This window comes from Actinoplanes italicus, from assembly GCF_003001815.1.
In the GTDB taxonomy this organism is placed as follows: Bacteria; Actinomycetota; Actinomycetes; order Mycobacteriales; family Micromonosporaceae; genus Actinoplanes; species Actinoplanes italicus.
Genome location: NZ_PVMZ01000002.1, coordinates 1 through 25209 on the forward strand (window position 1 = coordinate 1; position 25209 = coordinate 25209).

A 25209-nucleotide genomic window follows, 5' to 3' on the forward strand; every position below is an offset into this window, starting at 1 on the left:
ACCCCGATTCCTGCACACCTACAATCACCACCGCCACCACACCGCCATCGGCGGACCACCCGCCAACCGCGTTCCCAACCTCTCTGGGCAGAACATCTAGAGGCGCATCCGGGCCCCGGTCACGGCCTGCGTGGTGATCCGCGGCGCGATTCGGACCTCAGGTCACCACGCTGGCGGCCGGAACACTTCCGCGTGGTGATGTGCGGTGCGGAAACGGACCGCACATCACCACGCGGGTTGAGCGGGGGCGGCAGTTCAGCTGCGCAGGCCGTCGAGCATGCGGCCGAGCGCCTGGACGCACTCGTCGGTGGCGGTGCCGGGGTCGTCGGAGGCGGCCACGTATCGGGCGGCCTCGTTGAGCGCGCCGAGCAGCAACCGGGCCAGCGGTGCGGCCGGTTGCGGGGTCAGCGCGCCGGCGTCGACGAGGCTCCGCACGGCGGTCTGGATCAGGCCGAGGCCGTACCGCTCGTTGAGTTCCTGCCAGCGGGTCGGGCCGAGGGCGGCCGGCGCGTCCCGCAGCAGCACCCGGTCGATTCCGGGGTCGGCGCACGCCGAGAGGAAGACCCGGGCGCCGCGCAGCAGTCCGGCCACCGGGTCGGCGGCCGGCTCGGTCAGGGCGGCGGTCACCTCGGCGACGATCTCCGTCTCGATCGCCTCCACCACGGCGCCGAACAGTTCGGCCTTGTCTCGGAACTGGTGATAGAGCGCGCCGCGGGTGACCCCGGCCGTGTGAACGATCTCCTCGGTGCCGACGGCGGCGAATCCTCGCTGCTCGAACAGCGTCCGAGCGACCGTGATCAGCCGTTCCCGGGTCGCGGCGGACCGCAGATCGTGCTTCGTCTTCCGCTCCATCGAACCCCTGTCCTTGATTGCGTACAGCTTGTATGTAATTTTACATACAGCCTGTATGTATTTTGGGGAGCATCGCATGCCGTACGCCACTCTGCCCGCCGGCACCCTCCACTACCGCGACACCGGCACCGGCCGGCCCTTGGTCTTCCTGCACGGTCTCCTGCAGGACGGCCGGGTCTGGAACGACGTCGTAGACCGGCTTTCCGGTGATGTCCGGTGCATCGTTCCCGACCTTCCGCTCGGCGCGCACCGGACCGCGATGAGCCCGGCGGCCGACCTGAGCGTCACCGGGGTCGCCGGCGTGGTGGCCGGCCTGATCGAACACCTCGGCCTGCGTGACGTCACCCTGGTCGGCAACGACACCGGCGGCGCCGTCGCGCAGCTGGTCGTCGCGACCCGGCCCGACCTGCTGGGACGGCTAGTGCTGACCGATTGCGAGGCGTTCGGCAACGTCCCGCCTGTGATCTTCCGGCCGCTGACGGTCGCGGCCCGGCTCGGGCTCCTGCCGGTGGTGCTGTCGGCGCTGCGAATCCGCGCGTTGCGCGCCCTGCCGACCGGATACGGCTGGTTGACCGGCGGCCCGCTGCCGCACAGCCTGATCGACGACTGGATCGCCGCCTACTACCGGGATGCGGGAGTACGCCGGGACACCCGCCGATTCGTCGCCTCGCTGGGCGACCGGAGTCTGCTCACCCGGGTCGCCGGTGAAATGGCCGGGTTTCCCGGCCCCTCCCTCATCGTGTGGGGAGCCGATGACAGATTGTTCCCGCCCGCTCACGCGGATCGGCTGGGCCGTCTTCTTCACGACGCGCGTGTCGAGATGGTGGCGAGCTCGCGAACCTGGGTCATGGTCGACCAGCCGGACCGCACCGCCGACCTGATCCGGCGATTCGTCCGGGAATGACCGAGGGCCGCCGCTGGAAGGCGACGGCCCTGACGGGAGTGGAGCCCCCGGTCGGAATCGAACCGACGACCTCGCGTTTACAAGACGCGTGCTCTAGCCAACTGAGCTACAAGGGCGATGAGCCTCATCATAACGTCCTGTGATGCGGTCGCCATCTTGGCAGGTCGGAAGAAAACAAATACGGTGGCGGGGCTGTTCCTTCTACTCGGATCGTCCGGCACGTTCCTGCCGGTGGAAAGGAAGTCGATTCACCATGGCTACCGTCACCTATGACAAAGCCTCCCGGATCTACCCGGGTTCCGAGCGCCCCGCGGTCAACGAGCTGAACCTCGAGATCGGCGACGGAGAGTTCCTCGTTCTGGTCGGCCCCTCCGGTTGTGGTAAGTCCACCAGCCTGCGCATGCTCGCCGGCCTGGAGGATGTGGACCGCGGCCGCATCCTGATCAACGAGAAGGACGTCACGCACCTGCCGCCGAAGTCCCGTGACATCGCGATGGTGTTCCAGAACTACGCTCTCTACCCGCACATGACGGTGTACGAGAACATGGCGTTCGCCCTGAAGCTGCGCAAGACCCCGAAGTCGGAGATCGACCGCGCCGTCAAGGAGGCCGCGGCCCTGCTCCAGCTGGAGGAATACCTCGCGCGTAAGCCGAAGGCGCTCTCCGGTGGTCAGCGTCAGCGTGTCGCCATGGGCCGCGCGATCGTGCGTCAGCCGCAGGTGTTCCTCATGGACGAGCCGCTGTCGAACCTCGACGCCAAGCTCCGTGTCCAGACCCGTTCGCAGATCGCCTCGCTGCAGGCGAAGCTCGGCGTCACCACCGTCTACGTGACCCACGACCAGGTCGAGGCCATGACCATGGGCCACCGGGTGGCGGTCATGCTGGACGGCGTGCTCCAGCAGGTGGACACCCCGCGGGCGCTGTACGACACTCCCGGCAACGTCTTCGTGGCGGGCTTCATGGGCTCCCCGGCCATGAACATCAAGACGGTCGCGCTGAACGAGAACGGCGCCCACTTCGGCACGCTGAGCATTCCGCTCACCCGCGAGCAGGTCGCCGCGGCCCGCGAGGGTGGCGACGGCAAGGTGACCATCGGTTTCCGTCCCGAGGCCGCCGAAGTCGTCGGTGAGTCGCCGGACGCGCTGCCGATCGTGGTGGACCTGGTCGAGGACCTCGGCTCGGACGCCAACGTCTACGGTCACTCGGAGGTCGGCGGCGGCCAGGAGCGGTTCGTCGTCCGGACCGAGCGTCGCTACATGCCGCAGATGGGCGAGACGGTCTACATCCGTCCGCAGACCAGCGCGCTGCACGTCTTCAACGCGGGCACCGGCTTCCGTATCTGAAGCATCTGAGCAGTGATGAAGGCGGTCTCCCGGACGGGAGGCCGCCTTTTCGCCGCCTCGGTCAGTCCGCGAACGAGTAGACGACGTACTTCTCCTCGGCCACGCAGGCCAGCACCGAGGTGTTCCAGGAGCAGCTGTCCGACCGTACGTCCAGGATCTGGCCGAGCTCGTTGATCTGGCCGGGCTCGTCGCCGACGTGGAAGCCGGAGAGCGTACGGTCGCTCACCGAGCTGGTCAGGTTGTCGGAGAACCGCAGCACGTTGCCGGCGTCGAGCCGGACCGCGAGGGTCGAGTCCGACCAGACCTGCTTACCGTCGGCGATCAGCGTGGTGCCGTCGTCGCTGATCGCCAGCACCGCGGTGTCACCGACCGGCACCAGACGTTCCGCCTTCGGCACCGTCCGGTTCCACGCGCCCTCACCGCCGACCGCGATGACCTTGGCCTGCGCCGATTCGTAGCCCGGGTTCTGGATGAGGCACAGCAGTTTCCCGCATGCTCCCATCCACTTGACGTCGTCCTTGGCGTCGACGGTGTGCACGATCCGCGGCTGTCCGGCGAGGTCGGCCAGGTCGTACTGGAGGACGCGTTTCGAGGTGCCGGTCTCCAGCACGTACAGGCGTCCGTCGTACACCGAAGTCTTGTCGGTGTTGGAAGCGATGTTCTCCCGCGTCTGAACGCCGTCGCCCGAGTCCACCTCGCGGACCGTCACCCTGCGGTCCGCGTCGAACTGGACGAAACGCCCGTCGTCGGCGAGGTCGGGTGCGAACGGCCGTCCGGTGGTGCCGGCCGGCCCGGTCAGGTCCTTCGGCGTCAGTACCGGGGCGATCGTCGTCGAATCCGGATCGGCCTGTGTCCACTTCTTGCTGCCATCGGTCAGGCCGAGGCCGATCAGCTGCTTGCCCTCGCGATCGGAGACCACCAGCGTCTCCTCGCCGGGGATGACGTCGTCGTAGTAGCCGAGCTGCCGCTCCCAGAGCAGCTTGCCGTCGTCGGGGTTCAGCACGACCATCCGGCTGGTGCTGGTCGCCGAGTTGATCCCGGAGAAGAGCAGCAGGGCCGACGGCGTCGCGACGATCCGGTCCCAGGTGGTGGCCTGCCCGGCGGCGTCGCTCTCCCAGAGCGGCCTGTTGCCGGAGCCGGTGTCGGCCGCGACCACGTGCAGCCGGCCGTCGCTGCCGGCGCCGGCGAAGTACGCCCGGTCGCCGAGCACCTCGGAGTCGGCGAAGGACGAGGCGATCGGCACGCTCGGAGTGATCTCCTTGACCAGGTCGACGCGGTGGTAGTCGAGGGCCGGGTAGCCGGGCCAGAAGTACACGGTGGCCGCGACGGCGACCGCGGCGACCGTGGTGGCCGCTCCACCGATCAGCAGCCATCTGTTCCGGCTCGGCCGGGCCTCCGCCGCGGCGGTGGGTGCGCCGCCCTGGACGGTCCAGGTGGACGAGGGCGGCGGGTGCGGGGTCAAACCGGCGGGCTGCCCGCCCGCGGCGATCGCGGCGGCCTCGGCGGCGGCCCACGGGTCGACCGGATCCGCATAGTCGATCTGCGGATGGGGGTCGACCGGTGTCGCCGGGTTCTCCGCGATGGTGGCCGGGGTCGGCGTCGGCGTGGCCGCCTCGGACAGTCCGGTCGCATAGCGGACACCCGGCGGCGGGCTCACCGGCTGAGTCGCCTCCGGCTCCGCAGGCTGCGTCGCGTCGTCCCCCGGACCCGCCATGTTCCCGCCCTTCTCCACCGCATCGGCAGGTCATGGTACCCAGCCCGGTATCGATGATCAGTCCGGCGAGCGGCCGATGCCCGGGTCGAAAACGACTGCTGAGTCGTGATTGATCCGTGGCTATCGTGGCGTCATGCGCATCGAACGAGTAACCGCCGAGGCCGACGTCCACTCCGCCGCGGATCTCTTCGACACGGCCCCGATCGAGTCCGTGACCAGGCGTTTCCTCAACGACCCGACGCATCACCTGCTGCTCGCCTACGACGACGCGGACCGTCCGGTCGGCATGATCACCGGTGTCGAGACGACCCACCCCGACAAGGGCACCGAGATGCTGATCTACGAGCTTGGTGTCGCGCCGGTCGCCCGCCTCCAGGGTGTCGGTACGGCGCTGGTCGACGCGATGGCCGCGCTGGCCCGTGAGAAGGGCTGCTATGGCATGTGGGTGGCGACGGAGAACGACAACAAGGCGGCGCTGGCCACCTATCGCCGCGCGGGCGCCGACGAGGAGATGACGTTCACGCTGCTTAGCTGGGATCTCACGAAGTGAGGCGCGTCAGCTGGGACCTCACGAAGTGATCAGGGTCGGCGGGCGTCCCGAGGCCGGCCAGACGTACGGCAGATCGTAGCGGACCAGGGCCTCCTCGTAGCCGGGCCGGACCAGGCCGCGCAGCACCTGGATCGCGGATTTGGGCGGACGCGAGGAAGCCCGGAAGCGGCAGGAAGGTCTGTATCCCTCGAATCAACTCCGGTAGATCGCGTCGGTCCCGTTGTTGGTGAGATGGCCGTCGTAGGGGCCGATCCGGCTGATCGCCCGGCCGTCGCGGAACACGAGCTGCAGGCCGTGCTCCACCTCCCAGGAACATTCACACTCGACCGACAGATAGACCCGGCCGTCCTCGCGTTCGATCCGCACGTCCGGCCCGAAGGTGACGTGCTCCCAGATCCGGGACACATCGGGGACCCGGGTGTACGGGTAACCCTCGGCCTCGAAGAAGTCGGTGACGTCCCGGTAGTACTCGTAGGCGTCCGGTGCGGCCGCGGCCAGCGCCGACCCGTCCAGGTCGAGGAACGCGGCGACGGCACGGTGCACCGCCTCGGGTTCGGTCGCGTAGCCGTCCGGGTCGGCCACGGTGAAGACGCACGACCTGCCGAAGATCGGAACCGGAACGGGTTCGCTGCTGTGCTCGCCCTCCTCGTCGAGGGTGAGCGGGCCGAGACGGGGGATCTCCATGCCCGGAACCCTACGGCCGGACGCGCGAGAGCGCGCGCCGCGTGGACGTCGCGGCACGCGCTCCTCGCAGTGAGTGACGCCTACTTCTTGTCGCGAGCGACGAAGCCGTCGACCGGCTCCTCGGTGAGCCGCGGGTCGTCGATGGCCGGGTCACCCGCGGACTTCGGCATCTCCCCCGTGCCGAAGCCGGCCGGAGTGGTCGGCTGCACCGGGGCGCTGGTGGCGGCGATACCGGCCGAGGCGCTCGGCGCGACCGTGGTCGGCGTGACTGCCGGAGTGGTGCCGTCGTCCGGAGTGGTGCCGTCGTCCGGGGTGGTGCCGGCGGACCGTGCCGTCCCCAGCGGCGCGCCGCCCATCGGCAGGCCGGTGAAGCCGGTCTGGAAGTCCACGATGTCCTCGGACAGGGCGCGGACCGGCAGTCCGCCGCCGAGCCCGCCGAGCAGCGGGAAGTCCGACTGCGCACGCTCGAGGCGCCGGCCCTCGGCGATCGGGCGCTCGTCGGGAGCGGCCGTGCGGGTGCCGGCCGGCGCCGCCGGCACGCCGGCCGGGGTCAGACCGCCGAAGCCGCCGAGGGCGCGACCGACGAGACCGTCCACCGGCATGTTGGCGACGTGCAGGTTCTGACCGGACAACGGCATCGGGACGCCCTGTACCGGCAGGCCGCCGAGCGGTCCGGAGCCCGTCTGCCCGGCCTGCGGCAGGGTGCGGAGCACGTCTGCGGAGGGGACGAGCCGGCCGTTGGAGCGCTTGACGTTCCGGTTCTTCGCGGGCTTGGTGTCCTCCAGCCGCTTGACGCCGTCACTGCCCGGCAGCTGCACCAGCTTGCGGCCGGGGCCGGGCTCGAGCTGGACCAGCGGCTGGCCGCTGAGCGGGTCCGACGCGAGCGGGCTGCCGAGGCGCCAGTTGTTCGTCGGTTCCAACGCGTATCCGAGGGCGGTGCTCACGGCTCCCTGAGCGGAGCCTGAAGGGGCGGTTGGTTCGTCGGCCCATGCGGGAGCCGCTCCGAGGAGGAGCATTCCGCTGGCGATCGCTCCGGCACACCACAGCTTGCGCACTGATCTTCTCCTGGCCACATCGGACGATGGGTTCGGGTGATACCCACCAAGTCGGACATTAGGTGTCGGATGGGGCAACGAGCGTCCCCACGAGCCGGTTCCGGCTGACTACGATTCGTGAACGTGAGTGCCGTGCCGACCGAAAAGATCCACAACCGTTCCGAGTCCGATGAGGACAATCGGCCTCACCTGGTGCTCTGTGGCGCCGACGCGCTGGTCTACACACTGGCCGAGGAGCTCGCCAACTCGCGGCACCGGATCCGGCTCACGGTGATCACTCCGCACCGGATGCGGCCGGACGTCCCCGACCTCGCCCAGCTCGCCGACCGCGGCGTGGAGTGGCTCAAGGCCGACCGGCTGGACGAGCGGACCTTCCGTGACGCCGGCCTGACCGAGGCCACGGCGCTCGCCCTGGTCATGCCGGACGACATGGTCAACCTGCACGCCGCGCTCTGCGCCCGCGAGGTCGAGGCCGACCTGCGCGTGGTGGTGCGGATGTTCAACACCGGTCTCGGGCAGAGCGTGGTCAGGCTCTTCCCCGACTGCGCGGTGCTGTCCGACGCCGAGATGGCGGCGCCCGCCTTCGTCGCGGCGGCGCTCGGGGAGGTCGCTCCGACCCATTTCAAACGCGCCGGTCGTACGCTCTACGTCGCGCATCGCCAGGACGTGTCGGATCGCTCGGTGGTCCTGACTCTGACCAGCACCGACGGTGGTGTCCTGCCGGCCGAACCCGGGCGGGGCCGGGCGCTGCCCGACGATCTGGTGCTGGCCGAGGCCGTCGGCCGCCCGGCCAGGGAGGACGTCACCCGCAAGTTGCTGCGCCGGGCCGGGCGCCGTCGTCGTCCCGGCCACGTCATCGGCCGTGCCCTGCGTGCCGCGCTCAGCCGCAAGCTCGGCATCGCCGTCCTCATCACGCTGGCCACCACGCTGGTCGCCGGACTGGTGCTGGCGAGGTTCGACAAGGAGAAGCACGGCGTCTGGGAGTCGATCTACATGACGCTGCTGACCGCGGTCGGCGCGTCCGATGTGGAGATCGGCCGCGATCCGGTGGCGCAGGCCGCGCAACTCGTGCTCACCATCGCGGGACTGGCGATCATCCCCCTGATCACGGCCGCCGTGGTCGACGGCATGGTGAACGCCAGGCTCGCACTGAACCAAGGCAGGATCGCCGGTACGCTCAGCGACCACATCGTGCTGGTCGGGCTCGGCAACGTCGGCACCCACGTGCTGCGCCAGCTCACCGACCTGGGACTGCGCGTGGTGGCGATCGACCGGTCCGCGGACGCCCGTGGTGTGAAGAGCGCCCGGCGCCGCGGCGTGCCGGTGATCATCGGCGACGCCTCCGCCGAGGCCACCCTACGGGCCGCCTCGATCGACACCTGCCAGGCGCTGGTCGTCCTCTCCACCGACGACACGGTCAATCTCCAGGCCGCCCTGCAGTCCCGGGTCGCGCGGCCGGACCTGCGCGTGGTGCTGCGGCTGTTCGACGACGACTTCGCGCAGCGGGTCGAGTCGGCGTTCCAGATCAACACGTCCCGCAGCGTGTCCCGGATCTGCGCACCGGTCTTCGCGGCCGCCCTGCTCGAACGCGACGTGCACGCCACGATCCCGGTCGACCGGCACTCGGTGCTGGTCGCCACGGTCACCGTGGCGGCGATGTCCCCTCTGGACGGAGCGCCGCTGGAGCACGCCGACCACCCGGGCGAGGCACGGGTGATCGGTATGTCCGCGGCGGGCCAGCAGTGGGTCGACTGGGTGCCGGACCGGCGCCGGGTGCTCGCCGAGGGCGACCAGGTGCTGGTGGTCGCCCGCCGCGGTGGCCTGCGGGCACTCGTCGAACTGGCCAGCCCGCCGTTACAGCGTGCCGCTGAGTGACTCCGCCTCGACGCCCAGCACAGCCTGCTCGTCCGGCTTGTTGACCAGGACGTCGGCGAGGTAGCCCTGCACCGCGGGAGCCATGCCGACGTCGCGTCCGGCCTTCTCGGAGAGCAGCCACTTGTGCTGGATGATCTGCGAGAACACCTCCTGCGGCTCCAGCTTGCGGCGCAGGCTCACCGGCACCGCGCGGACCACCGGCTCGAACACCTCGGTCAGCCAGCGGTGTGCCGCCTGCTGCTCGTCGGTGAGGTGGCTCTCCGCGCGGTAGGCGTCGAGGTCGTTGAGCAGCTGCCGGGCCTGGTTCTCCTCGGCGTCCAGGCCGGTCAGGCGCATCAGGCGGCGGGCGTGGTGGCCGGCGTCGACGACCTTCGGCCGGACCAGATAGCCGCCGTCCACCGTGGACATCGACACCTCGGCGATGTCGAAGCCCATCTCGTTGAGTCGCCGGATGCGCCGCTCGATGTGGTGCCGGTTGTCCTTCGACACCTCCTGCTCGTAGGTCACCTCGTGCCACAGCCGCTCGTAGCGCGCGACGATGTCGTCGACCACGGCCAGCGGGTCGATCGACTCGTGCAGCAGTTCGGCGGCCTGCAGGTCGAGGCACTCGCCGAAGATGTTCAGCCGGAGGATCTCGATGTCCTCGCTGCGCTGCCCCTCGGACAGTTTCGGGTACAGATTGCCGGTCTCGGCATCGACCAGGTAGGCCGCGAAAGCGCCCGCGTCCCGCCGGAACAGGGTGTTGGACAGCGAGCAGTCACCCCAGGAGAAACCGGTCAGATGCATGCGTACGACCAGCGCGGCCAGGGCGTCGAGCAGACGGTTCATCGTGTCCGGCCGCAACACCCGGGAGAACAGCGCACGGTACGGCAGCGAGAACTGCAGATGCCGGGTCACCAGGACGGTCTCCAGCGGCTCGCCGTCCCGGGTCTGCCGGTCGGTGGCGATGGCGACCGCCTGCACGGCGGGGAAGTCGATCCGCTCCAGAGCACGGAGCAGGTCGTACTCCTTCTCGGCGATCCGTTCCCGGGTCTCCTTCATGGCGTACACGACGTCGTTCAGCTTCACGAACCGGACGATGTGCCGCGAGATGCCCTGAGGTAGCGCTACCAGGTGATCGGCGGGCCATTCCTCCAGCGGAATGTGCCACGGCAGATCCAGCAGTGCGGGGTCGATGAGGGCGGAGGTGATGCGCACGGCTCCAAGTGTGCCGCTTCACGCGGCGCGTCGTGCCCGCACGTGGCTCGTTACACAGGTGCGAAACGGCCCACGGATGTACGGGAGTGGCATGCGACGCAGAACAGGCATCGTCATCGGAACGTGCGCCGCCATGGCGCTGGCCGGGGTGGCCGGTGTGGTGGTCTCGGCGCCCGGCGGCACCTCATCGGCCGGAACCTGGCAGCAGATTCGGGAGACTCCGGCCGAGGTGCGCACTCCGGTGGCGGAGCACGCGATCGCATCCGCCCCGGCAGTCCCACGAGCACCACGAACCACGGCGTCGTCGTCGATGTCGCCGAGCGCCCCCGCACCCTCCGAATCGGACAAAGCACCCAACAGGAAGGTGCAGGACCGGCGTCTCGAGTCGGCGCAGGCCCCGGACACCGGACGGGAGAGGATCGGGCGGCTGATCGAGGTCGACCGCCTGCTCGGCTATCTGGCCGGCCCGCAGCGGCAGGAGTTCGCCTACCCCGGCGCCTCCTACGTGAAGCTGCACTTCGGCAAGCTGACCATGCTGCCCGGCGACTACGTGACCGTGTCGAACCCGGCCGGTACCGAGTCGTACCGCTACGAGAGCGACGCCGACGGCCGCTGGGCCATGTCGATCACCGGCGACACCGCGATCGTCGAGGTGCACCGGAAGGTCAACCCGCTCGGCCTCGGCGACGTGCTGGGTGGCCTCAGCGTCGGCGTCGACCGGGTGGCCCGCGGCGACGAGCGCCGGAAGGCCCCCGCCGGCCCGGGCCGGGAGGAGTCGGTCTGCGGCACGGACACGTCGACCGACGCGGTCTGCTACCAGTCGAAGGACCCGGTCGCCTACACCAAGTCGAAGGCGATCGCCCGGCTGCTGATCAACGGCACCGAGCTGTGCACCGGCTGGCGGGTCGGCGCCAAGAACCGCATGATCACCAACAACCACTGCCTGACCACCTCGGCCGAGGCGTACGACACCGAGGTGTGGTTCAACTACCAGTGCGCCAAGTGCGGCGGTTTCGACGTGTTCAAGCCGACGAAGGTCTGGGGCGATCAGGTCCTGGCCACCGACAAGACGTACGACTACACGCTCTTCACCGTCGACGGCTTCGAGTCCGTGCAGAAGTTCGGGTACCTCACCCTGGACACCGCCCGGCCGAAGAAGGGCCAGCAGCTGTACGTGCCGCAGCACCCCGCCGGGGAGCCGGCACGGATCGCCGGCAGCCAGGGCGAGGCGGCCGGCAACTGTGAGGTCGACAACCCCGACTACACCGGGTACGCCCCGCGTTCCGACGTCTCGTACTTCTGCGACACCGCCGGTGGCTCGTCCGGTTCGCCGGTCATCTCCCGTGCCACGAACAAGGTGGTGGCCCTGCACCACTTCGGTGGATGCCCCAACTCCGGGGTCCGCGGCGATCTGCTGGCGGGACGGTTGCGTACGTACCTCTAGGTTGGTAGGGGTGACCGACAAGATCACCCGGAGCTGGTGGCCCGATCTGCTGGCGATCGCCGCGTTCACGGCCCTGAGCGTCGCCCTGGCCCGTGGCCACCTGCTGGACTTCGACCAGCGGGTGGCCGACTGGGCGTTCGCGCAGCACGGTCAGCGACAGGTGTACTGGACCACCCGGACGTTCAACTACCTGGGGCAGGGCGCGCAGGTCCTGATGCCGGTGGCGGCGATCCTGACACTCCTGTGGTGGCGCCGGACCCGCTCGATCCGGGCGGCACTGCCGTTCGTCGCGGCATTCGTCCTGACGTACTTCACGATCGGCCCGGCGAAGATCTGGTTCGACCGGGCCGCCCCGAAGTTTCCGCTGGAGAACAGGACGATCCTCTTCAATCCGGACGCCTCCGGAAACCTGTCGGTGAGCTATCCGTCCGGGCACGTGGCGAACGCACTGGTCTGGTACGCCGTCATCGCGATCCTGCTGGCCGGGCTGCTGGGGCGCGGCCTCACCCGGCGCGAGACGTTCCTGATCCGGGTCCTACCGGTGACGATCGTGTTCTTCACCACGGTCTACACCGGGTTCCACTGGATCACCGACTCGATCGCGGCCCTGTTCCTCGGCCTGGTGCTGGGCCGCCTGATCGAACGCATCCCCTGGGACCGGGTCCCGCTGGGCCCGCTAGACCGATTCGCCGGCGCGGATCACCGACTTGAGGGTCAGGTCGGGCGACAGGACGACTAGGTCGGCGCGCAAACCCGGGACCAGGGCGCCCAGGCGGTCCGAGAGACCCAGCAGGCGGGCAGGGGTGGTCGACGCCATCGCGGCCGCGTCCACCAGCGGCAGACCCGCCGCCACGGCGTTGCGCAGGGCCACGTCCATGGTCAGGGTGCTGCCGGCGATCGAGCCGTTCGAGGCCAGGCGGGCCACCCGATCGGCGACCACCACCTCCTGTCCGCCCAGCTCGTACTGCCCGTCGGGCATGCCGGTGGCGTCCATCGCGTCGGTGACCAGCACGGACCGGTCCGGGCCGGCGTCGCGCGCGGCGAAGGCCAGCATGCCGGGGTGCAGATGGATGTTGTCGGCGATCAGTTCGACCGCCACGGTCGAGGAGAGCAGGCCCACCACGGGGCCGGGCTCGCGGTGGTGCGGCGGGCGCATGCCGTTGAACAGATGGGTGGCCACGGTCGCGCCGGCTGCCACTCCGGCATGGGTCTGGTCGTACGTGGCATCGGTGTGCCCGATCGCGGCGAGAACCCCGTTGCCGGCCAGATGACTGATCGCCTCGAGGGCACCGGGGAGCTCGGGGGCGACGGTCATCATCCGTACCGCACCCTCTCCGATCTTGATCATCTCGGTGATCTCCGCCATGGCCGGGTCGCGCAGGTGATCGGGATTCTGCGCACCGCACCGCACCGCGGACAAGTACGGCCCCTCGAAGTGGATCCCGGCGATCACACCCTCGTCGACCAGCGGCCGGTAGGCCAGAACCGCCGAGCGCATCAGCTCGAACGGCGAGCTGACCAGACTGGCCAGGATCGTCGTGGTGCCGTGCCGGAGGTGGAAGCCGGCCGCGCCGCGGGCCGCGTCCGCCGAGCCGGTGGTGAACGTGTGCCCGCCGCCGCCGTGGCAGTGCAGGTCCACGAAGCCGGGCACGATCACGTCGTCGCCCGCCGAGTCGTCCGGCACGATCGCGGTGATCAGGTCGCCGTCGAGGTCGAGATGGCCGCGGACGACGGCGTCGGGAGTGACGATCCGGCCGGAGATACGGGTCACTGTTCGCCTTTCAGACTGTCCGGCTCGCTTCTCAGACTGTCCGGCTCGCTTCTCAGACTGTCCAGCTCGCTTCTCAGACTGTCCAGCGCGAGCAGGGCGGAACCCAGGCAGCCGGCGGTGTCGCCGAGCTCGGCCCGGACGATCTCGGGGGATCGGTGGAAGGTGACCCGCTCCGCGACCGCGGCACGGACCGGTTCGAGCAGGTCGTCGCCGGCCTCGGCCAGCCCGCCGCCGAGCACCACCACACCGACGTCGTAGAGCGCCTGCGCGGTCAGCAGCCCGTCGGCGAGCGCCTCCACGGCGTCCTGCCAGACCCGGCGGGCCAGTTCGTCACCGCCCGCCGCGCGGGTCGCCACGTCGAACGCGGTCGCGCCGGCCTCGCCGGACAGATGCGCGTACTTGCGCCCGATCGACTTGGCCGAGGCCTCCGCCTCCAGGCAGCCGCGCAACCCGCAACCGCACGGGCTGCCACCCGGCCGGACCACGACGTGCCCCAGCTCGCCGGCCGCGCCGTGCGCGCCCGGATAGCCGCGGCCGTCGATGACCAGGCCACCGGCGATACCCGTGCCGATCGCCACGAACAGCACGTGCCGCCGTCCGCGCCCGGCACCGAGGCGGGCCTCGGCCAGGGCGCCGACCCGGACGTCGTGCCCGAGAGCGGCCGGAATCCCCAGACGTTCAACGGCGAGATCCCGCAGCGGTACGTCACGGAAGCCGACATTCGCCGACCAGACCGCGACGCCGTTCAGCTCGTCGACGACACCCGGCACCGCGATACCGGTCGCGATCGGGGTGAACCCGTCGGCGCGGGCCCGGTCGGCCAGCGCTCCGGCGATCGTCAGGATCGTCTCGGTGACCGCCTCGGGGCCGCGCTCGGCCAGTGTCGGGTGCCGCTCCTCGTGGTGCACCGTGCCGTCCGGGCGTACCAGGGCACACTTCATTCCCGTGCCGCCCACGTCGAGGGCGACGACTATTCCGTCGCTCACGTCAGGACTACGGAACGGCTGAGGTTGCGTGGGTGGTCCGGGTCCAGGCCCTGCGTGGTGGCCAGGGACAGGGCGACCCGCTGGGCCAGGATGAGGTCGGCCATCGGGTCGAGCGGGGCGCGCCCGCCGACCCAGCGGCCGATCGAGCCGTACCCGCCGTGGTGCCTGCTGTGCACGAACGCCGCGCCGGTCCGCTCGACCTCCTCGGCCAGACCGGACGGGACGTCACCGAACGCCCACACCACGCGGCGCGGGCCGGCGATCGAGATGGGGCCGTGCCGGTAGTCCATGGCCGGGTACGACTCGGTCCAGAAGCCGGCGGTCTCGCGGCACTTGAGCGCGGCCTCCTCGGCCAGTCCGACGGTCCAGCCCCGGCCCAGGAAGGTGATCTGGTCGACGAGTGACGGGTGCACCGGCAGCGGCAGCCGGATGGCGACCTCGGCGTCGGCTGCCGCGGCCTCGATGTCGTGGCCGAGGTGGGCGCGGAGGACGGCCAGCACGCTGGTGGCGAAGCGGGTCTGCACGACCGACTTCTCGTCGGCGAAGTCCAGCACGACGGAGTGGCCGGCGATCCTGGCGGCGTCCTCGGTGGCGTCGGCGGTGAAGACGGTCACCGGGGTGTGCTCACCCACGGCACGCATCACGTCGAGGGTCTCGGTCGTGGTGCCCGATCGGGTGATCGCCACAAGCCGGTCATAACGACGGGCGTACGGGAAGTCGGAGGCCTGGAAAGCGTCGGTCTCGCCGTGTTCCAGCTGCTCCCGGAGCACCGCGTAGGACTTGGCCATGAACCAGGACGTGCCGCAGCCGACGACTGCGACGCGCTCCCCACGTGCCGGAAGACCGGGTGACGCGGCAAGCTTCGCTGCCTGCCGCCAGCACTCGGGTTGTGTGGCGATCTCCGCTTTGACATGGCTCATGGGCTGTTCCTCACCGGTAGATGCTGCGCATTCGCGCTCGGTTCCCGGGTCTTTCGCGCGTTATTCTGCTCAGAGTGGTGCCACGGGGGCAAGTTCCAAAGGTCCTTCGCGCATCAGGTGGCTTTGCTTCCGGGCCTTTCGCGCACTAATGTGCACACACTTATCATGGAACGTGCATCGGGGAGTGGTGGGTGGACCGGTACGCGCGGTGGAATGCCCTGCTCGAGCTACTGACGGAGAGCGGGCGGGTGACCGTCGAGGAGGCTTCCGAGCGGCTCGACGTGTCCCAGGCGACCATCCGTCGCGACTTCGATCAGCTCGCTCAGCAGCAGATGATCACCCGTACCCGGGGTGGCGCGGTCGCCAACGGCGTCTCGTACGACCTGCCGCTGCGCTACAAGAGCGCCAAGCACTCCGCCGAGAAACAGCGCATCGGTGAGGCCGCGGCCCGCCTCGTCACCCCCGGCACGGTGGTCGGCCTCAACGGCGGCACCACGATCACCGAGGTAGCCCGGGCACTGGCGGTCCGCCCCGACCTCAACGCCGGCGGCGAGGGCTCCCAGCTGACCGTGGTCACCAACGCCCTCAACATCGCCAACGAGCTGCTGCTGCGATCCCGGATGAAGATCGTGGTGGCCGGAGGCGTGGTGCGCCCGCAGTCCTTCGAGGTGGTCGGCCCGCTCGGCGGGGCGCTGCTCAAGGAGGTCACCCTCGACATCGTGCTGCTCGGCGTCGACGCGCTCGACGTCGAGCTGGGCGCGGCCTCCCACCACGAGGGCGAGGCGTCGATGAACAGCCTGATGGTGGCTCGCGCGAAACGGGTCGTGGTGATCGCCGACTCGTCCAAACTCGGTGGCCACGCGTTCGCCAGGATCTGCCCGATCAGCAAGATCGAGACGCTGGTCACCGACTCGGGCGCGCCCGCCGCGACGATCGCCGCGTTCCAGGACGCCGGAGTGGACGTCATCACCGCCTGATTCCCTCAGAGCGGGCTCGCGTTAGCCGATCGGGTGGCCGCTATGTGGACGGTCCGTAGTCGAATCGTCGCCTGAGGTAGCGTCTGCGAGGATCTTCAGTGCGTCCTATGCTGAGGATCCCTCGAATCCGTGGTCACCGATGCCGTCTGGGAGCGCCATGCAGCCCGCCGCCGAACCGACCGGTGAGCAGCCGGTCGAGGAGCAGCAGCACATCCCCGCCCCCCGTGTGGCGGAGCCCACCGAGACGCTGCCACCCACCGCACTCCCCGCCGAGGCGTCGCCCACCGGACTCCCGGCTGAGGCGCCGCCCACCAGGCTCCCCGCCGAGGCGCCGCCCACCGGACTCCCCGCGGGAGTGTCGCCCGCCACACTCCCGGCCGAGGCGCAGCACAGCGCGCTCTCTGCCGGGGCGCCACCCACAGCGCTCCCCGCCGATCCGCCTGCTGCGGCGCCGGTGAAGCTCACCGATCGGGAGCTGGAGATCCTCGCCTTCGAGGCCAAGTGGTGGAAACACGCCGGCGCCAAGGAGCAGGCCATCCGGGACACCTTCGCCCTCTCCTCCACCCGCTACTACCAGCTACTCAACGCCCTGCTCGACAATCCCGCGGCCCTCGAGAGGGACCCCGTCCTGGTAGGCCGCCTCCGCCGCCTCCGCTCAGCCCGAGCCCGAACCCGCCGCCGCTAACCGCCCCCGGCCGCCCCGCGTCGTCACCCACTTTCCGGCGTCACCGCTTTCCGGCGTCTCTCGTTGACCGGCGTCCCCCGCTTTCCGGTGCCATCCGTGTTTCGGCGCAACCCGTGTTCTGTTGCAACGCGTGTTCCGGCGTCACTGGTGTTCTGTTGCAACGCGTGTTCCGGCGTCACTGGTGTTCTGTTGCAACGCGTGTTCCGGCGTCACCGGTGTTCTGTTGCAACGCGTGTTCCGGCGTCACCGGTGTTCCGCTGCCATCCGTGTTCCGGCGTCACCCGTGTTCCGCTGCCATCCGTGTTCCGCTGCTGGCTGCCGGCCGCCTTCTGCCTCTGGTTACGGTGATCCCGCTCGCCTTCCGCGGCTTGCCATCTGCCGCTGGCTACGGCTGGCCTCGCGCCGATCGTCGCCGCTGGCTCTCCGCTGCGGGCTCTCCTCCGCTGGTCGTCCGCCGGTCGTCGCCGCTGGCTGCGGCCGGCTTTTCATTGCTGCCCGGCTGCCCGGTTGCCCGGTTGCCCGGCTGCCCGGCTGCCCGGCTGCCCGGCCGATCTTGTGAGGTAGCGCCGCCTCCGCAACCCGAACCTCACAAGATCGGCGGAAGGCGGGGAGACAGGTGTCGATCTTGTGAGGTTGCGCCGTCTGAGCAGCCGGAACCTCACAAGATCCGCGGCGGCGGGGTGCGGAGGGTGAGCGGGGAGGGCGCGAGGGGTGCGGAGGGCAGTGCGGCGGAAGCGCGGTGGTGCCGGATGGCCGTGCGGGGAGGGCATGGTGCTGCGGGAGGGCCGCGTGGCGAGAGCGCGGAGGTGCCGGAGGGCCGCGGGAGGGCGTGAGGGGGTGCGGAGGGCCGCGGGGAAGGCGCGAGGGGGTGCGGAGGGCCGCGCGGGGAGGGCGCGGTGGCGGGAGGGCCGCGGGGAGGGCGCGAGGCTGCGGGAGGGGTGCGCGGGGAGGGCGCGGCGGTGCGGGAGGGCCACGGTGAGGGCACGGTGGATGGGTGGAGGCGGGTGGTGGAGGCTAGGGCTGGTGGAAGCTAGGGCTGGTGGGTCTCGGCGTAGGCGGCCAGCCAGGCGACCTGGGCCGGGTCGAGGGAGGCGCGTACGCGGGAGCGGGCCGTCGCCACGTTGGCCGCGGTCACCGTTGTGGCCTCCAGGGAGTCGCGCATCGCGGCCAGGGCCGACTCGCGGATCAGTGCGGCGCAGTCGGCCGCGGAGAAGCCTTCGAGATCGGCGCCGAGGGCGACCAGGTCGACCGCTTCGTCCAGCGGTACGGCCTTGGACGACGCGCGCAGGATCGCGGTCCGGGCCTCGGCGTCCGGCGGTGGCACGAACACCAGCCGCTCCAGGCGGCCGGGGCGTAGCAGGGCCGGGTCGATCAGGTCGGGCCGGTTGGTCGCGCCGATCACCACGACGTTGCGCAAGTCCTCGACACCGTCCAACTCGGTCAGGAGGGCGGCGACCACCCGATCGGTGACGCCGCCGTCGGTGCCCTGGCCGCGGGCCGGGGCAAGGGCGTCCACCTCGTCCAGGAAGACGAGCGTCGGCGCGGCCTCCCGGGCTCGGCGGAACAGCTCCCGGACGGACCGCTCACTGTCGCCGACCCACTTGCTGAGCAGCTCGGCGCCCTTGACTGAAAGGACGTTCGCCTTACCCGTACCCGCGATGGCTTTGACCAGGTATGTCTTGCCGCAACCGGGCGGGCCGTAGAGCAGCACACCGCGCGGTGGGGAGACCCCGAGCCGGGCGAACGTGTCCGGATAGGTGAGCGGCCACAGCACCGATTCGGTGAGCACCTGCTTGACCTCGGCCATGTCTCCGACGTCGTCCAGGGTGACGGCGGCGACCTCCAGCGTGGACTCGGCCATCGAGGTCGGCCGGACGACCTCCAGCGCGGCCTCGAAGTCGGCCATGGTGACGACCGCCGAGGTCTCGTGATCTTCCGCGGCGGCGGTGTCCCCGGCGCCCACGACGCGGAGGGCGGCGCGGACCCCGGCCTCCCGAGCCAGGGCGCCGAGGTCGGCGGCGACGAATCCGGGGGTACGCCCGGCGACGTCGTCCAACCGCACGTCCTCGGCCAGTGGCATCCCGCGGGTGAGCGCGCCGAGCTGCTCACGCCGCATGGCCTGATCCGGGAGCGGCACCGTGAGCTGGACGGACAGCAGTTCCGGGGCGCGCAGGGCCGGGTCGACCGACTCGAGCTTGCTGGTGGTGCAGACGACCGCGATCCCGTCGGCGAGCGTGTCGGCCAGCACCTGGCGGAACACCGTGGAGATCGGCCCGGGTTCCTCGCGTGGGGTCAGCGCCTCGACGTCGGAGATGAGGAGCACGGCCGGGCGCTTCTTCCGTACGTCCGAGGAAAGCTCCCGCAACCGTGCCGCCGCCGCATTGTTGGTGAGGGCGGCCAGCTCCGGTCCCCAGACGGTGCGCACCTCGGCACCGACCGCCGCTCCCACCGCGCGGACCAGCGCGGACTTGCCGGAGCCGGACGGGCCGGAGATCAGTACGCCGAGCGTCACCCGGGTGCCCAGCTTGGCCAGCACCTCGCCGTGGTGGAAGCCGAGGTCGAGCAGTTCCTCCAGTTCCTTGGCCTGGGCGCGGAGCCCGGGAAGGTCGTCGAGGCTGAGCGGCGGCACGTCCGGGTCGGTCGAGGCGGGTGCGCTCGGGGAGACCGCCGGCCGGGCCGTGCGGGCGGCCGCCGACGGGCCGCCCTGCCAGGCCACGACGGTGTCCATGGTGACCAGGGAGGCGTCCCCGCCGGTCACCTCGACCACGCTGAGCAGGGTGCTGGTCCAGGCGTACCCGACCCGGTTGGCGAGGCTGCGCCGGGCGGCCTCGACGAGCGGGCGGTTCCCGGCGTCCGGAAGCACGTCCTGCGGCAGCAGGGACACGTCGTCGCCGGTGCTCACGACCTTGCCCAGCAGAGCCAGGCGCAGCATCTCGGGGGAGACCACGGCGACCACCTCGGCCGGCCCGGCGAGCGTCACCCGGGTCGCCTGCGTCACCGGGATCGGCGTGACCGTGACCTGGCCGCCGTCACGCATGCCGAGGTTGCCCAGGGTCAGGTCGTCGGCGTACAGCAGCCCGCGCCCGGCCGTCGACTCGGCCTTGGCCACGATCCCGGCCGTCGTGCGCGACCCGGCCAGCCGCACGGGGTCGCCGGGGCGCAGCGCGAGCGCGGCCATCACCTCCGGGTGCAGCCTCACGATGCCGCGTCGCGCGTCCAGCGCCGCCGGCCGCAGGGTCACGGTCAGCGTGAGATCATCAGCCACCGGGCGTGCCTTTCCGAAAAGAGGTCCGAGGCGTCCACGCTATCCGCCCATGGGTAGCGGAGTCGGCTGAGAGGATTCACAGCAGCCGCTCAGCCGGATCGGGCTAGCGTGTGCGCCATGCCTGACCTGACCGCCGGACTGCGCCGTGCGCTCTCCCGGCTCCCTCGGCGCCGGGTCCTTCCCGCGGCCGCCGCCCTCGTGGTGCTGGCCGGCGCCGCCGTCTGGGCGGTCCGCCCCACACCTGACGCGTGGACGACCGAGGACCTCCGGATCACCGGTGCCGACGTCGAGCTGGACGCCCGGTTCTATCTGCCCGCGGACCGTGACGGCAAGGTGCCGGCCGTGCTGCTCGCCCACGGGTTCGGCGGCAGCAAGGACTCGGTCCGCGAGGACGCCGAGTCGCTGGCCGGGCGCGGTTACGCGGTTCTCGCCTGGACGGCCCGGGGATTCGGGCGCAGCACCGGGCAGATCCACCTGGACAGCCCCGACCACGAGGTCAAGGACGCCCAGCGCCTGCTCGACTGGCTGGCCGAGCGGCCCGAGGTGAGCACCGACGGCCCCGGCGACCCGAAGGTCGCGGCGGTCGGCGGGTCCTACGGCGGGGCGCTCGCCCTGATGCTGGCCGGTCAGGACCAGCGGGTCGACGCGATCGTGCCGCAGATCACGTGGAACGACCTGTCCCAGGCACTGGTTCCGGGCGGCGTCTTCAAGAAGGCCTGGGCGGGCTACTTCTTCGGCAACGGCGGTGCTTCGGCGCTGGGCCTGCTGGGCGGCGGTGACGGTCCGGGCCGCGGGGGTGAGATCCCGGCGACGGATCCCGCCTGCGGCCGGTTCGCCGAGGACGTCTGCAAGGCGTACCTGCAGATGGCCACGACCGGCGTCCCCGACGAGACGACACTGGCCCTGCTGCGCAAGTCCAGCCCGGCCACGATCCTCGACAAGATCAAGGCGCCGACCCTGCTCATCCAGGGTGCGGTCGACACACTCTTCCCGCTGTCGGAGGCGGACGCCAACGCGCGGGGCATCGCCGCGACCGGCACCCCGGTCAAGGTCGCCTGGTTCACCGGCGGCCACGACGGCGGCGAGGGCCCGACCAGCGACTCCGACCGGCTCAAGTTCCTCACGGTCCAGTGGCTCGACCACTACCTGAAGGGCGAGGGCTCGGCACCGAGCGACGACTTCACGTTCTCCCGGGTGGCCGGGTTCAGCGCGCTCGACCGCGGGCTCGTCACCAACGGCTACTCGACCGACACCTACCCCGGCCTGTCCGGCTCCGGCAGCACCGAGGTCACCGTGGAGGGCACGGCACAGCCGATCGCCAACCCGCCGAACGGCAACCCCGGCGCCATCTCGTCGATGCCCGGCCTCACCGGCCGGCTCAGCTCGGTGCTCAGCGGCGGCGTCGCCCTCGACGTGCCCGGCCAGCACGCGAACTTCGAGTCGGCCCCGCTGACCGGGGCGGTCGAGGTGGCCGGCTCGCCCACGGTGCGGCTCCGGGTGGCCTCGCCGACGGGTGAGGCGATCCTCTTCGTCAAACTCTTCGACGTCGATCAGAACGGCGCCGCGACGCTCAGCGCCGGCCTGGTGGCCCCGATCCGGCTCACCGGCCTGCCGGCCGATATCGCGCAGGCCCAGCCGGTCAGCGTGACGCTTCCGGCGATCGTCCGGCAGATCGATGCGGGACATGCGGTACGGATCACGGTCGCCACATCCGACCAGGCGTTCCTGACGCCCGCCCAGCCGGCCACGTACACCGTCGCGGTGGAGCCCGCACTGACCCTGCCGACCCTGACCGGCAAGCCGATCGCCGACCCGGGCGCGCTGTGGTGGTACGCCCTGGCCGGTGTCGTCGGCGTGATCCTGCTCGGCCTGCTCGCGCTGCTCGCGGTGAGCCGGATCCGGCACCGCCGGCGGGACGTGGCGGTCGTCGAGGAGCACGCGAACACCCCGCTCGTGGTGAACGGGCTGCGCAAGGCGTACGGCGACGGTTTCGTGGCGGTGCAGGAGATCGGCTTCACGGTCGCGCGCGGCCAGGTCGTCGGACTGCTGGGCCCGAACGGCGCCGGCAAGACGACCACGCTGCGGGTGCTGATGGGCCTGACCCAGCCGACCGCCGGCGAGATCTTCGTCTTCGGTCATCGGCTGGTGCCCGGCGCGCCGATCCTGTCCCGGGTCGGTTCACTCGTCGAGGGGCCCGGCTTCCTGCCGCACCTGACCGGCGAGGAGAACCTGAGGGCGTACTGGCAGGCCACCGGCCGCCCGTGGGAGGACGCGAAGTTCTCCGAGGCGCTCGAGATCGCCGGCCTGGGTGACTCGGTGCACCGTAAGACCCGCAAGTACAGCCACGGCATGCGGCAGCGGCTCGCCATCGCGCAGGCCATGCTCGGCCTGCCCGAGCTGCTGGTCCTCGACGAGCCGACGGACGGCCTCGACCCGCCGCAGATCGCCGAGATGCGCCGGGTGCTGCAGCGGTACGCCACCGACGGCCGGGCCGTGCTGGTCTCCAGCCACCTGCTCGCCGAGGTGGAGCAGACCTGCACCCACGCCGTGGTCGTCAACAAGGGCCGGATCGTCGCGTCCGGCCCGGTCAGCGACATCGTCGGCGACTCGCCATCGGTGCAGCTCGACGTGTCGGACGTCCCGGCCGCCACCCGGATCCTCGAAGACCTGGGGGTCCGCTCGGTGAAGACCGAGGGCACCTCCAGCCTGATCGTGGACATGAACGGGGCGGCCCGCTCCGAAGTGGTCGCCTCCCTGGTGGGGGCGGGTATCGGGGTGGACCGGCTGGTGCCGCGCCGACGGCTCGAAGACGCCTTCCTCTCCCTGGTCGGCGACAACTCGCGAGGAAGTGGAGACCGATGAGCACGGTGGAGGCCGCGGTCGGATACAAGGCGTCGGGCACCCTGCCGATCTGGGCCGAGGTGCGTCGCCAGGCATCCCGGCGGCGCACCCAGATGGCGCTCGGCTTCATGGTTCTGCTGCCGGTGATCGTCTGGGCGGCGTTCGAGTTCGGCAACAGCAGCCGTGGCGACGATGACGGCGACGGTGGCGGTTCGTTCAGTAGCATCGCCGACCTGGCCACCTCGGGCGGGCTCAACTTCGCCCTGTTCTGTCTGGCCGTTTCAGCCGGATTCCTGCTGGTCGTGGTGGTGGCGCTGTTCTTCGGCGACACCGTGGCGAGTGAGGCCAGCTGGGGCAGCCTGCGCTACCTGCTGGCGATCCCGGTGCCCCGGGCCCGGCTGCTCGGCGTCAAGCTGATCGTCGCCGGGCTGTACTCGCTGCTGGCCCTGTTCCTGCTCGTCGGCACGGCCCTGCTGATCGGCACGGTCCGGTACGGCTGGTCCCCGATGGGCAGCACCATCGCCGCCGAGATCCCACCGGCCGAGGGCCTGGCCCGGCTGCTCGGCATCGTCGCCTACCTGGCGGTGACCCTGCTGGTGGTGGCCGGACTGGCGTTCCTGCTCTCGGTCCTCACTGACGCGGCGCTGGGTGCGGTGGGCGGCGCCGTGATGCTCTGGATCCTCTCCAGCATCCTGAATCAGATCGAGGCCCTCGGTGACCTGCGCAAGGTCCTCCCGACGTACTACACCGAGGCCTGGAGGGGCATGCTGTCCACTCCGATCCAGTCGGACGAGCTGGCCAAGGGCGCGATCTCGGCGGTCATCTACGCCACGCTCTTCTGGGGGCTGGCCTTCTACCGCTTCACCCGGAAGGACGTCACTTCTTAGATTTCGTACGGGACGCGCGGGGCTCCGTGGCTCCGGGCGATATCGGTTGACGGCCGTGGTGGTCGCGCGGTGGCATGACGGCCGTGACCGCTTACTCCTCCATCCGCCCCGCCCGGTCTGACGACGCCGCAGCCCTGGTCGCGCTCCGTTGTTCGGTCTATCCGTATCTGGTTCGCGGCGAGGAGACCACCCGTCGCATGATCCTCTCGCCGCCGCCGGGCGAGGATCGGATCTTCCGGGTGGCCGAACGGGACGGCGAGACTGTCGGCTGCGTCTCGGCCTTCCGCGATCCACGCTCGGCGGATGCCGGTTTCGGACGGATCGCGCTTCACGTGCATCCGAGCCATCGCGGCCGGGGCATCGGCACCGCCCTGCTGGCCGAAGCCGCCGCACACCTGCGGTCCGCCGGGGTCCGCCAGGCCAGCGTCTGGGCGTTGCCGGAGTCGGTCGAGTTCGCCCGTGCCCGCGGTTTCGACGTGTCCCGTGAGCTTCGTTTCTCGGCGCTCGACCTGGCCGGGTTCGACGCCGGCCCGGCCGCCGGGTTCGAGGCGGGCCCGGCTGCTGGGTTCGACGCGGGCCCGGCTGCTGGGTTCGATGCCGGCCCGGCCGCCGGGTTCGGGGCGGGCCCGGCCGCCGGGACCGACGGCATCCGGCTGCTTCCGCTGCGGGAGGTCGACGGGCAGGCACTCTACGAGGCGGACGTGGCCGCGGCGACCGACGAGCCCGGCGATGTGCCGTCCCAGCCGACCCCCTACCCGACATGGCGGTACGAGATCTGGGAGGAGCCCGGCCTGGACCGGGACGCGAGCACCGTGGCGTTGGCCGACGGTGTGATCGTGTCGTTCTCGCTGCTGCTGCGGGACGGCGATCGAGCCTGGTCGGACATGACCGCCACGGTTCCGGAGCACCGCGGTCGCGGCCTGGCCCGCCTGGTGAAGACCGCGACGCTGCGCCGGGCCGCCGCGAGCGGGATCCGCGTTGCCTACACCAGCAACGACGAGTCGAACGCTCCGATGCTCGCGGTCAACGCGCGCCTCGGCTATCGCCAGATCGCCACCCAGTTCTCCTGCCTGACGACCCTCACCGATTAGCCCCGCCACCGTCCGTGCCGCGCTGCCCGTCGAGCGGGGTGGGAGCCCGTGTGGTGATTTGTGGTGCGCGGGTGGGCGTGGGTCGCCACGCGACGTGGGGTGGGAGCTCGTGTGGTGATTTGTGGTGCGCTGGTGGGCGTGGGTCGCCACGGGACGTGGGGTGGGGGCC

General features: G+C 70.9%; 20 protein-coding genes, 1 tRNA gene and 1 pseudogene. 11 read left to right on the forward strand and 11 right to left on the reverse strand.

Translation table 11 applies throughout. From position 1 onward, the window contains the following. Window positions 1-255: 255 nt before the first annotated feature. Window positions 256-852, reverse strand: coding sequence for a TetR/AcrR family transcriptional regulator (locus tag CLV67_RS03875; protein ID WP_106315765.1), 597 nt, complete (start codon window positions 850-852; stop codon window positions 256-258). A 76-nt stretch (window positions 853-928) separates the two neighbouring features. Here CLV67_RS03875 and CLV67_RS03880 point away from each other — a divergent pair, with 76 nt between their 5' ends. Then, entirely contained in the window at window positions 929-1756 is an 828-nt protein-coding gene (locus tag CLV67_RS03880; RefSeq protein ID WP_170153744.1) for an alpha/beta fold hydrolase, read from the forward strand. 39 nt (window positions 1757-1795) lie between these two features. Here CLV67_RS03880 and CLV67_RS03885 read toward each other — a convergent pair. Beyond that, a tRNA-Thr gene (locus CLV67_RS03885) sits at window positions 1796-1872 on the reverse strand. 137 nt (window positions 1873-2009) lie between these two features. Between CLV67_RS03885 and CLV67_RS03890 the strand changes: the two genes are divergently transcribed. Beyond that, a complete protein-coding gene (locus tag CLV67_RS03890) occupies window positions 2010-3098 on the forward strand; it encodes an ABC transporter ATP-binding protein (protein ID WP_106315767.1) in 1089 nt (362 codons plus the stop codon). Window positions 3099-3159: 61 nt separating this feature from the next. Here the strand turns inward: CLV67_RS03890 and CLV67_RS03895 are convergent, their stop codons facing one another. After that, window positions 3160-4812 carry an outer membrane protein assembly factor BamB family protein gene (locus CLV67_RS03895; RefSeq protein WP_106315768.1) on the reverse strand — a complete coding sequence of 551 codons (1653 nt, stop codon included), beginning with the start codon at window positions 4810-4812 and terminating at the stop codon, window positions 3160-3162. A 133-nt stretch (window positions 4813-4945) separates the two neighbouring features. Here CLV67_RS03895 and CLV67_RS03900 point away from each other — a divergent pair, with 133 nt between their 5' ends. Further along, a complete protein-coding gene (locus CLV67_RS03900; protein WP_106315769.1) occupies window positions 4946-5362 on the forward strand; it encodes a GNAT family N-acetyltransferase in 417 nt (138 codons plus the stop codon). 33 nt (window positions 5363-5395) lie between these two features. On the opposite strand, the pseudogene CLV67_RS54540 reads toward CLV67_RS03900, so the two are convergent. The 3 genes and pseudogenes from CLV67_RS54540 to CLV67_RS03915 all read right to left on the reverse strand — a co-directional run. Next, window positions 5396-5546, reverse strand: a pseudogene (locus CLV67_RS54540) (MSMEG_6728 family protein); the annotation flags it as partial. 8 nt (window positions 5547-5554) lie between these two features. Beyond that, on the reverse strand, window positions 5555-6046 hold the full coding sequence (locus CLV67_RS03910) for a DUF6985 domain-containing protein (RefSeq protein WP_106315770.1): 492 nt from the start codon (window positions 6044-6046) through the stop codon (window positions 5555-5557). Window positions 6047-6126: 80 nt separating this feature from the next. Next, window positions 6127-6990, reverse strand: a complete 864-nt coding sequence (locus CLV67_RS03915) for a hypothetical protein (RefSeq protein ID WP_106315771.1) — start codon at window positions 6988-6990, stop codon at window positions 6127-6129. 234 nt (window positions 6991-7224) lie between these two features. Here CLV67_RS03915 and CLV67_RS03920 point away from each other — a divergent pair, with 234 nt between their 5' ends. Further along, the gene (locus tag CLV67_RS03920) at window positions 7225-8976 is read left to right on the forward strand and encodes an NAD-binding protein (protein ID WP_239166055.1); all 1752 of its coding nucleotides are present in this window, start codon (window positions 7225-7227) and stop codon (window positions 8974-8976) included. Here CLV67_RS03920 and CLV67_RS03925 read toward each other — a convergent pair. Then, window positions 8956-10173 (reverse strand): DUF4032 domain-containing protein, encoded by a 1218-nt coding sequence (locus CLV67_RS03925; protein ID WP_106315772.1) that lies wholly within the window; start codon window positions 10171-10173, stop codon window positions 8956-8958. The two genes, CLV67_RS03920 and CLV67_RS03925, sit on opposite strands and share 21 nt — an antisense overlap. 91 nt (window positions 10174-10264) lie before the next feature. Here CLV67_RS03925 and CLV67_RS03930 point away from each other — a divergent pair, with 91 nt between their 5' ends. Together CLV67_RS03930 and CLV67_RS03935 are read left to right on the forward strand one after the other, a co-directional pair. Next, a complete protein-coding gene (locus tag CLV67_RS03930; RefSeq protein WP_106315773.1) occupies window positions 10265-11617 on the forward strand; it encodes a trypsin-like serine peptidase in 1353 nt (450 codons plus the stop codon). A 10-nt stretch (window positions 11618-11627) separates the two neighbouring features. Next, window positions 11628-12356: a phosphatase PAP2 family protein gene (locus CLV67_RS03935; RefSeq protein WP_203736882.1), complete on the forward strand. Its 729-nt coding sequence runs from the start codon at window positions 11628-11630 to the stop codon at window positions 12354-12356. Here CLV67_RS03935 and nagA read toward each other — a convergent pair. Genes nagA through CLV67_RS03950 form a run of 3 tightly spaced genes read right to left on the reverse strand, consistent with a single transcriptional unit; the run spans window position 12294 to window position 15294 of the window. Beyond that, window positions 12294-13388 carry an N-acetylglucosamine-6-phosphate deacetylase gene (gene nagA, locus CLV67_RS03940; protein ID WP_106315775.1) on the reverse strand — a complete coding sequence of 365 codons (1095 nt, stop codon included), beginning with the start codon at window positions 13386-13388 and terminating at the stop codon, window positions 12294-12296. The genes CLV67_RS03935 and nagA overlap by 63 nt on opposite strands. After that, window positions 13385-14374: an ROK family protein gene (locus CLV67_RS03945; RefSeq protein WP_106315776.1), complete on the reverse strand. Its 990-nt coding sequence runs from the start codon at window positions 14372-14374 to the stop codon at window positions 13385-13387. The genes nagA and CLV67_RS03945 overlap by 4 nt, the downstream gene beginning before the upstream one ends. Beyond that, window positions 14371-15294: an SIS domain-containing protein gene (locus tag CLV67_RS03950; protein WP_106315777.1), complete on the reverse strand. Its 924-nt coding sequence runs from the start codon at window positions 15292-15294 to the stop codon at window positions 14371-14373. Before CLV67_RS03950 ends, CLV67_RS03945 begins: the two co-directional genes overlap by 4 nt. Before the next feature lie 191 nt (window positions 15295-15485). On the opposite strand from CLV67_RS03950, the gene CLV67_RS03955 reads away from it, so the two are divergent. After that, window positions 15486-16271 carry a DeoR/GlpR family DNA-binding transcription regulator gene (locus CLV67_RS03955; protein WP_106315778.1) on the forward strand — a complete coding sequence of 262 codons (786 nt, stop codon included), beginning with the start codon at window positions 15486-15488 and terminating at the stop codon, window positions 16269-16271. 139 nt (window positions 16272-16410) lie between these two features. Then, window positions 16411-16956: a DUF3263 domain-containing protein gene (locus CLV67_RS53115; protein ID WP_239166054.1), complete on the forward strand. Its 546-nt coding sequence runs from the start codon at window positions 16411-16413 to the stop codon at window positions 16954-16956. A 1030-nt stretch (window positions 16957-17986) separates the two neighbouring features. Here the strand turns inward: CLV67_RS53115 and CLV67_RS03965 are convergent. Beyond that, window positions 17987-20221, reverse strand: a complete 2235-nt coding sequence (locus CLV67_RS03965; protein ID WP_106315779.1) for an AAA family ATPase — start codon at window positions 20219-20221, stop codon at window positions 17987-17989. A gap of 117 nt (window positions 20222-20338) precedes the next feature. On the opposite strand from CLV67_RS03965, the gene CLV67_RS03970 reads away from it, so the two are divergent. The 3 genes from CLV67_RS03970 (at window position 20339) to CLV67_RS03980 (ending at window position 25040) form a co-directional block, all read left to right on the forward strand. Next, window positions 20339-23083, forward strand: coding sequence for an alpha/beta fold hydrolase (locus tag CLV67_RS03970; protein ID WP_106315780.1), 2745 nt, complete (start codon window positions 20339-20341; stop codon window positions 23081-23083). Continuing rightward, window positions 23080-23949, forward strand: a complete 870-nt coding sequence (locus CLV67_RS03975; RefSeq protein WP_106315781.1) for an ABC transporter permease — start codon at window positions 23080-23082, stop codon at window positions 23947-23949. Before CLV67_RS03970 ends, CLV67_RS03975 begins: the two co-directional genes overlap by 4 nt. 83 nt (window positions 23950-24032) lie before the next feature. Further along, on the forward strand, window positions 24033-25040 hold the full coding sequence (locus CLV67_RS03980) for a GNAT family N-acetyltransferase (RefSeq protein ID WP_239166052.1): 1008 nt from the start codon (window positions 24033-24035) through the stop codon (window positions 25038-25040). Window positions 25041-25209: the final 169 nt, after the last annotated feature.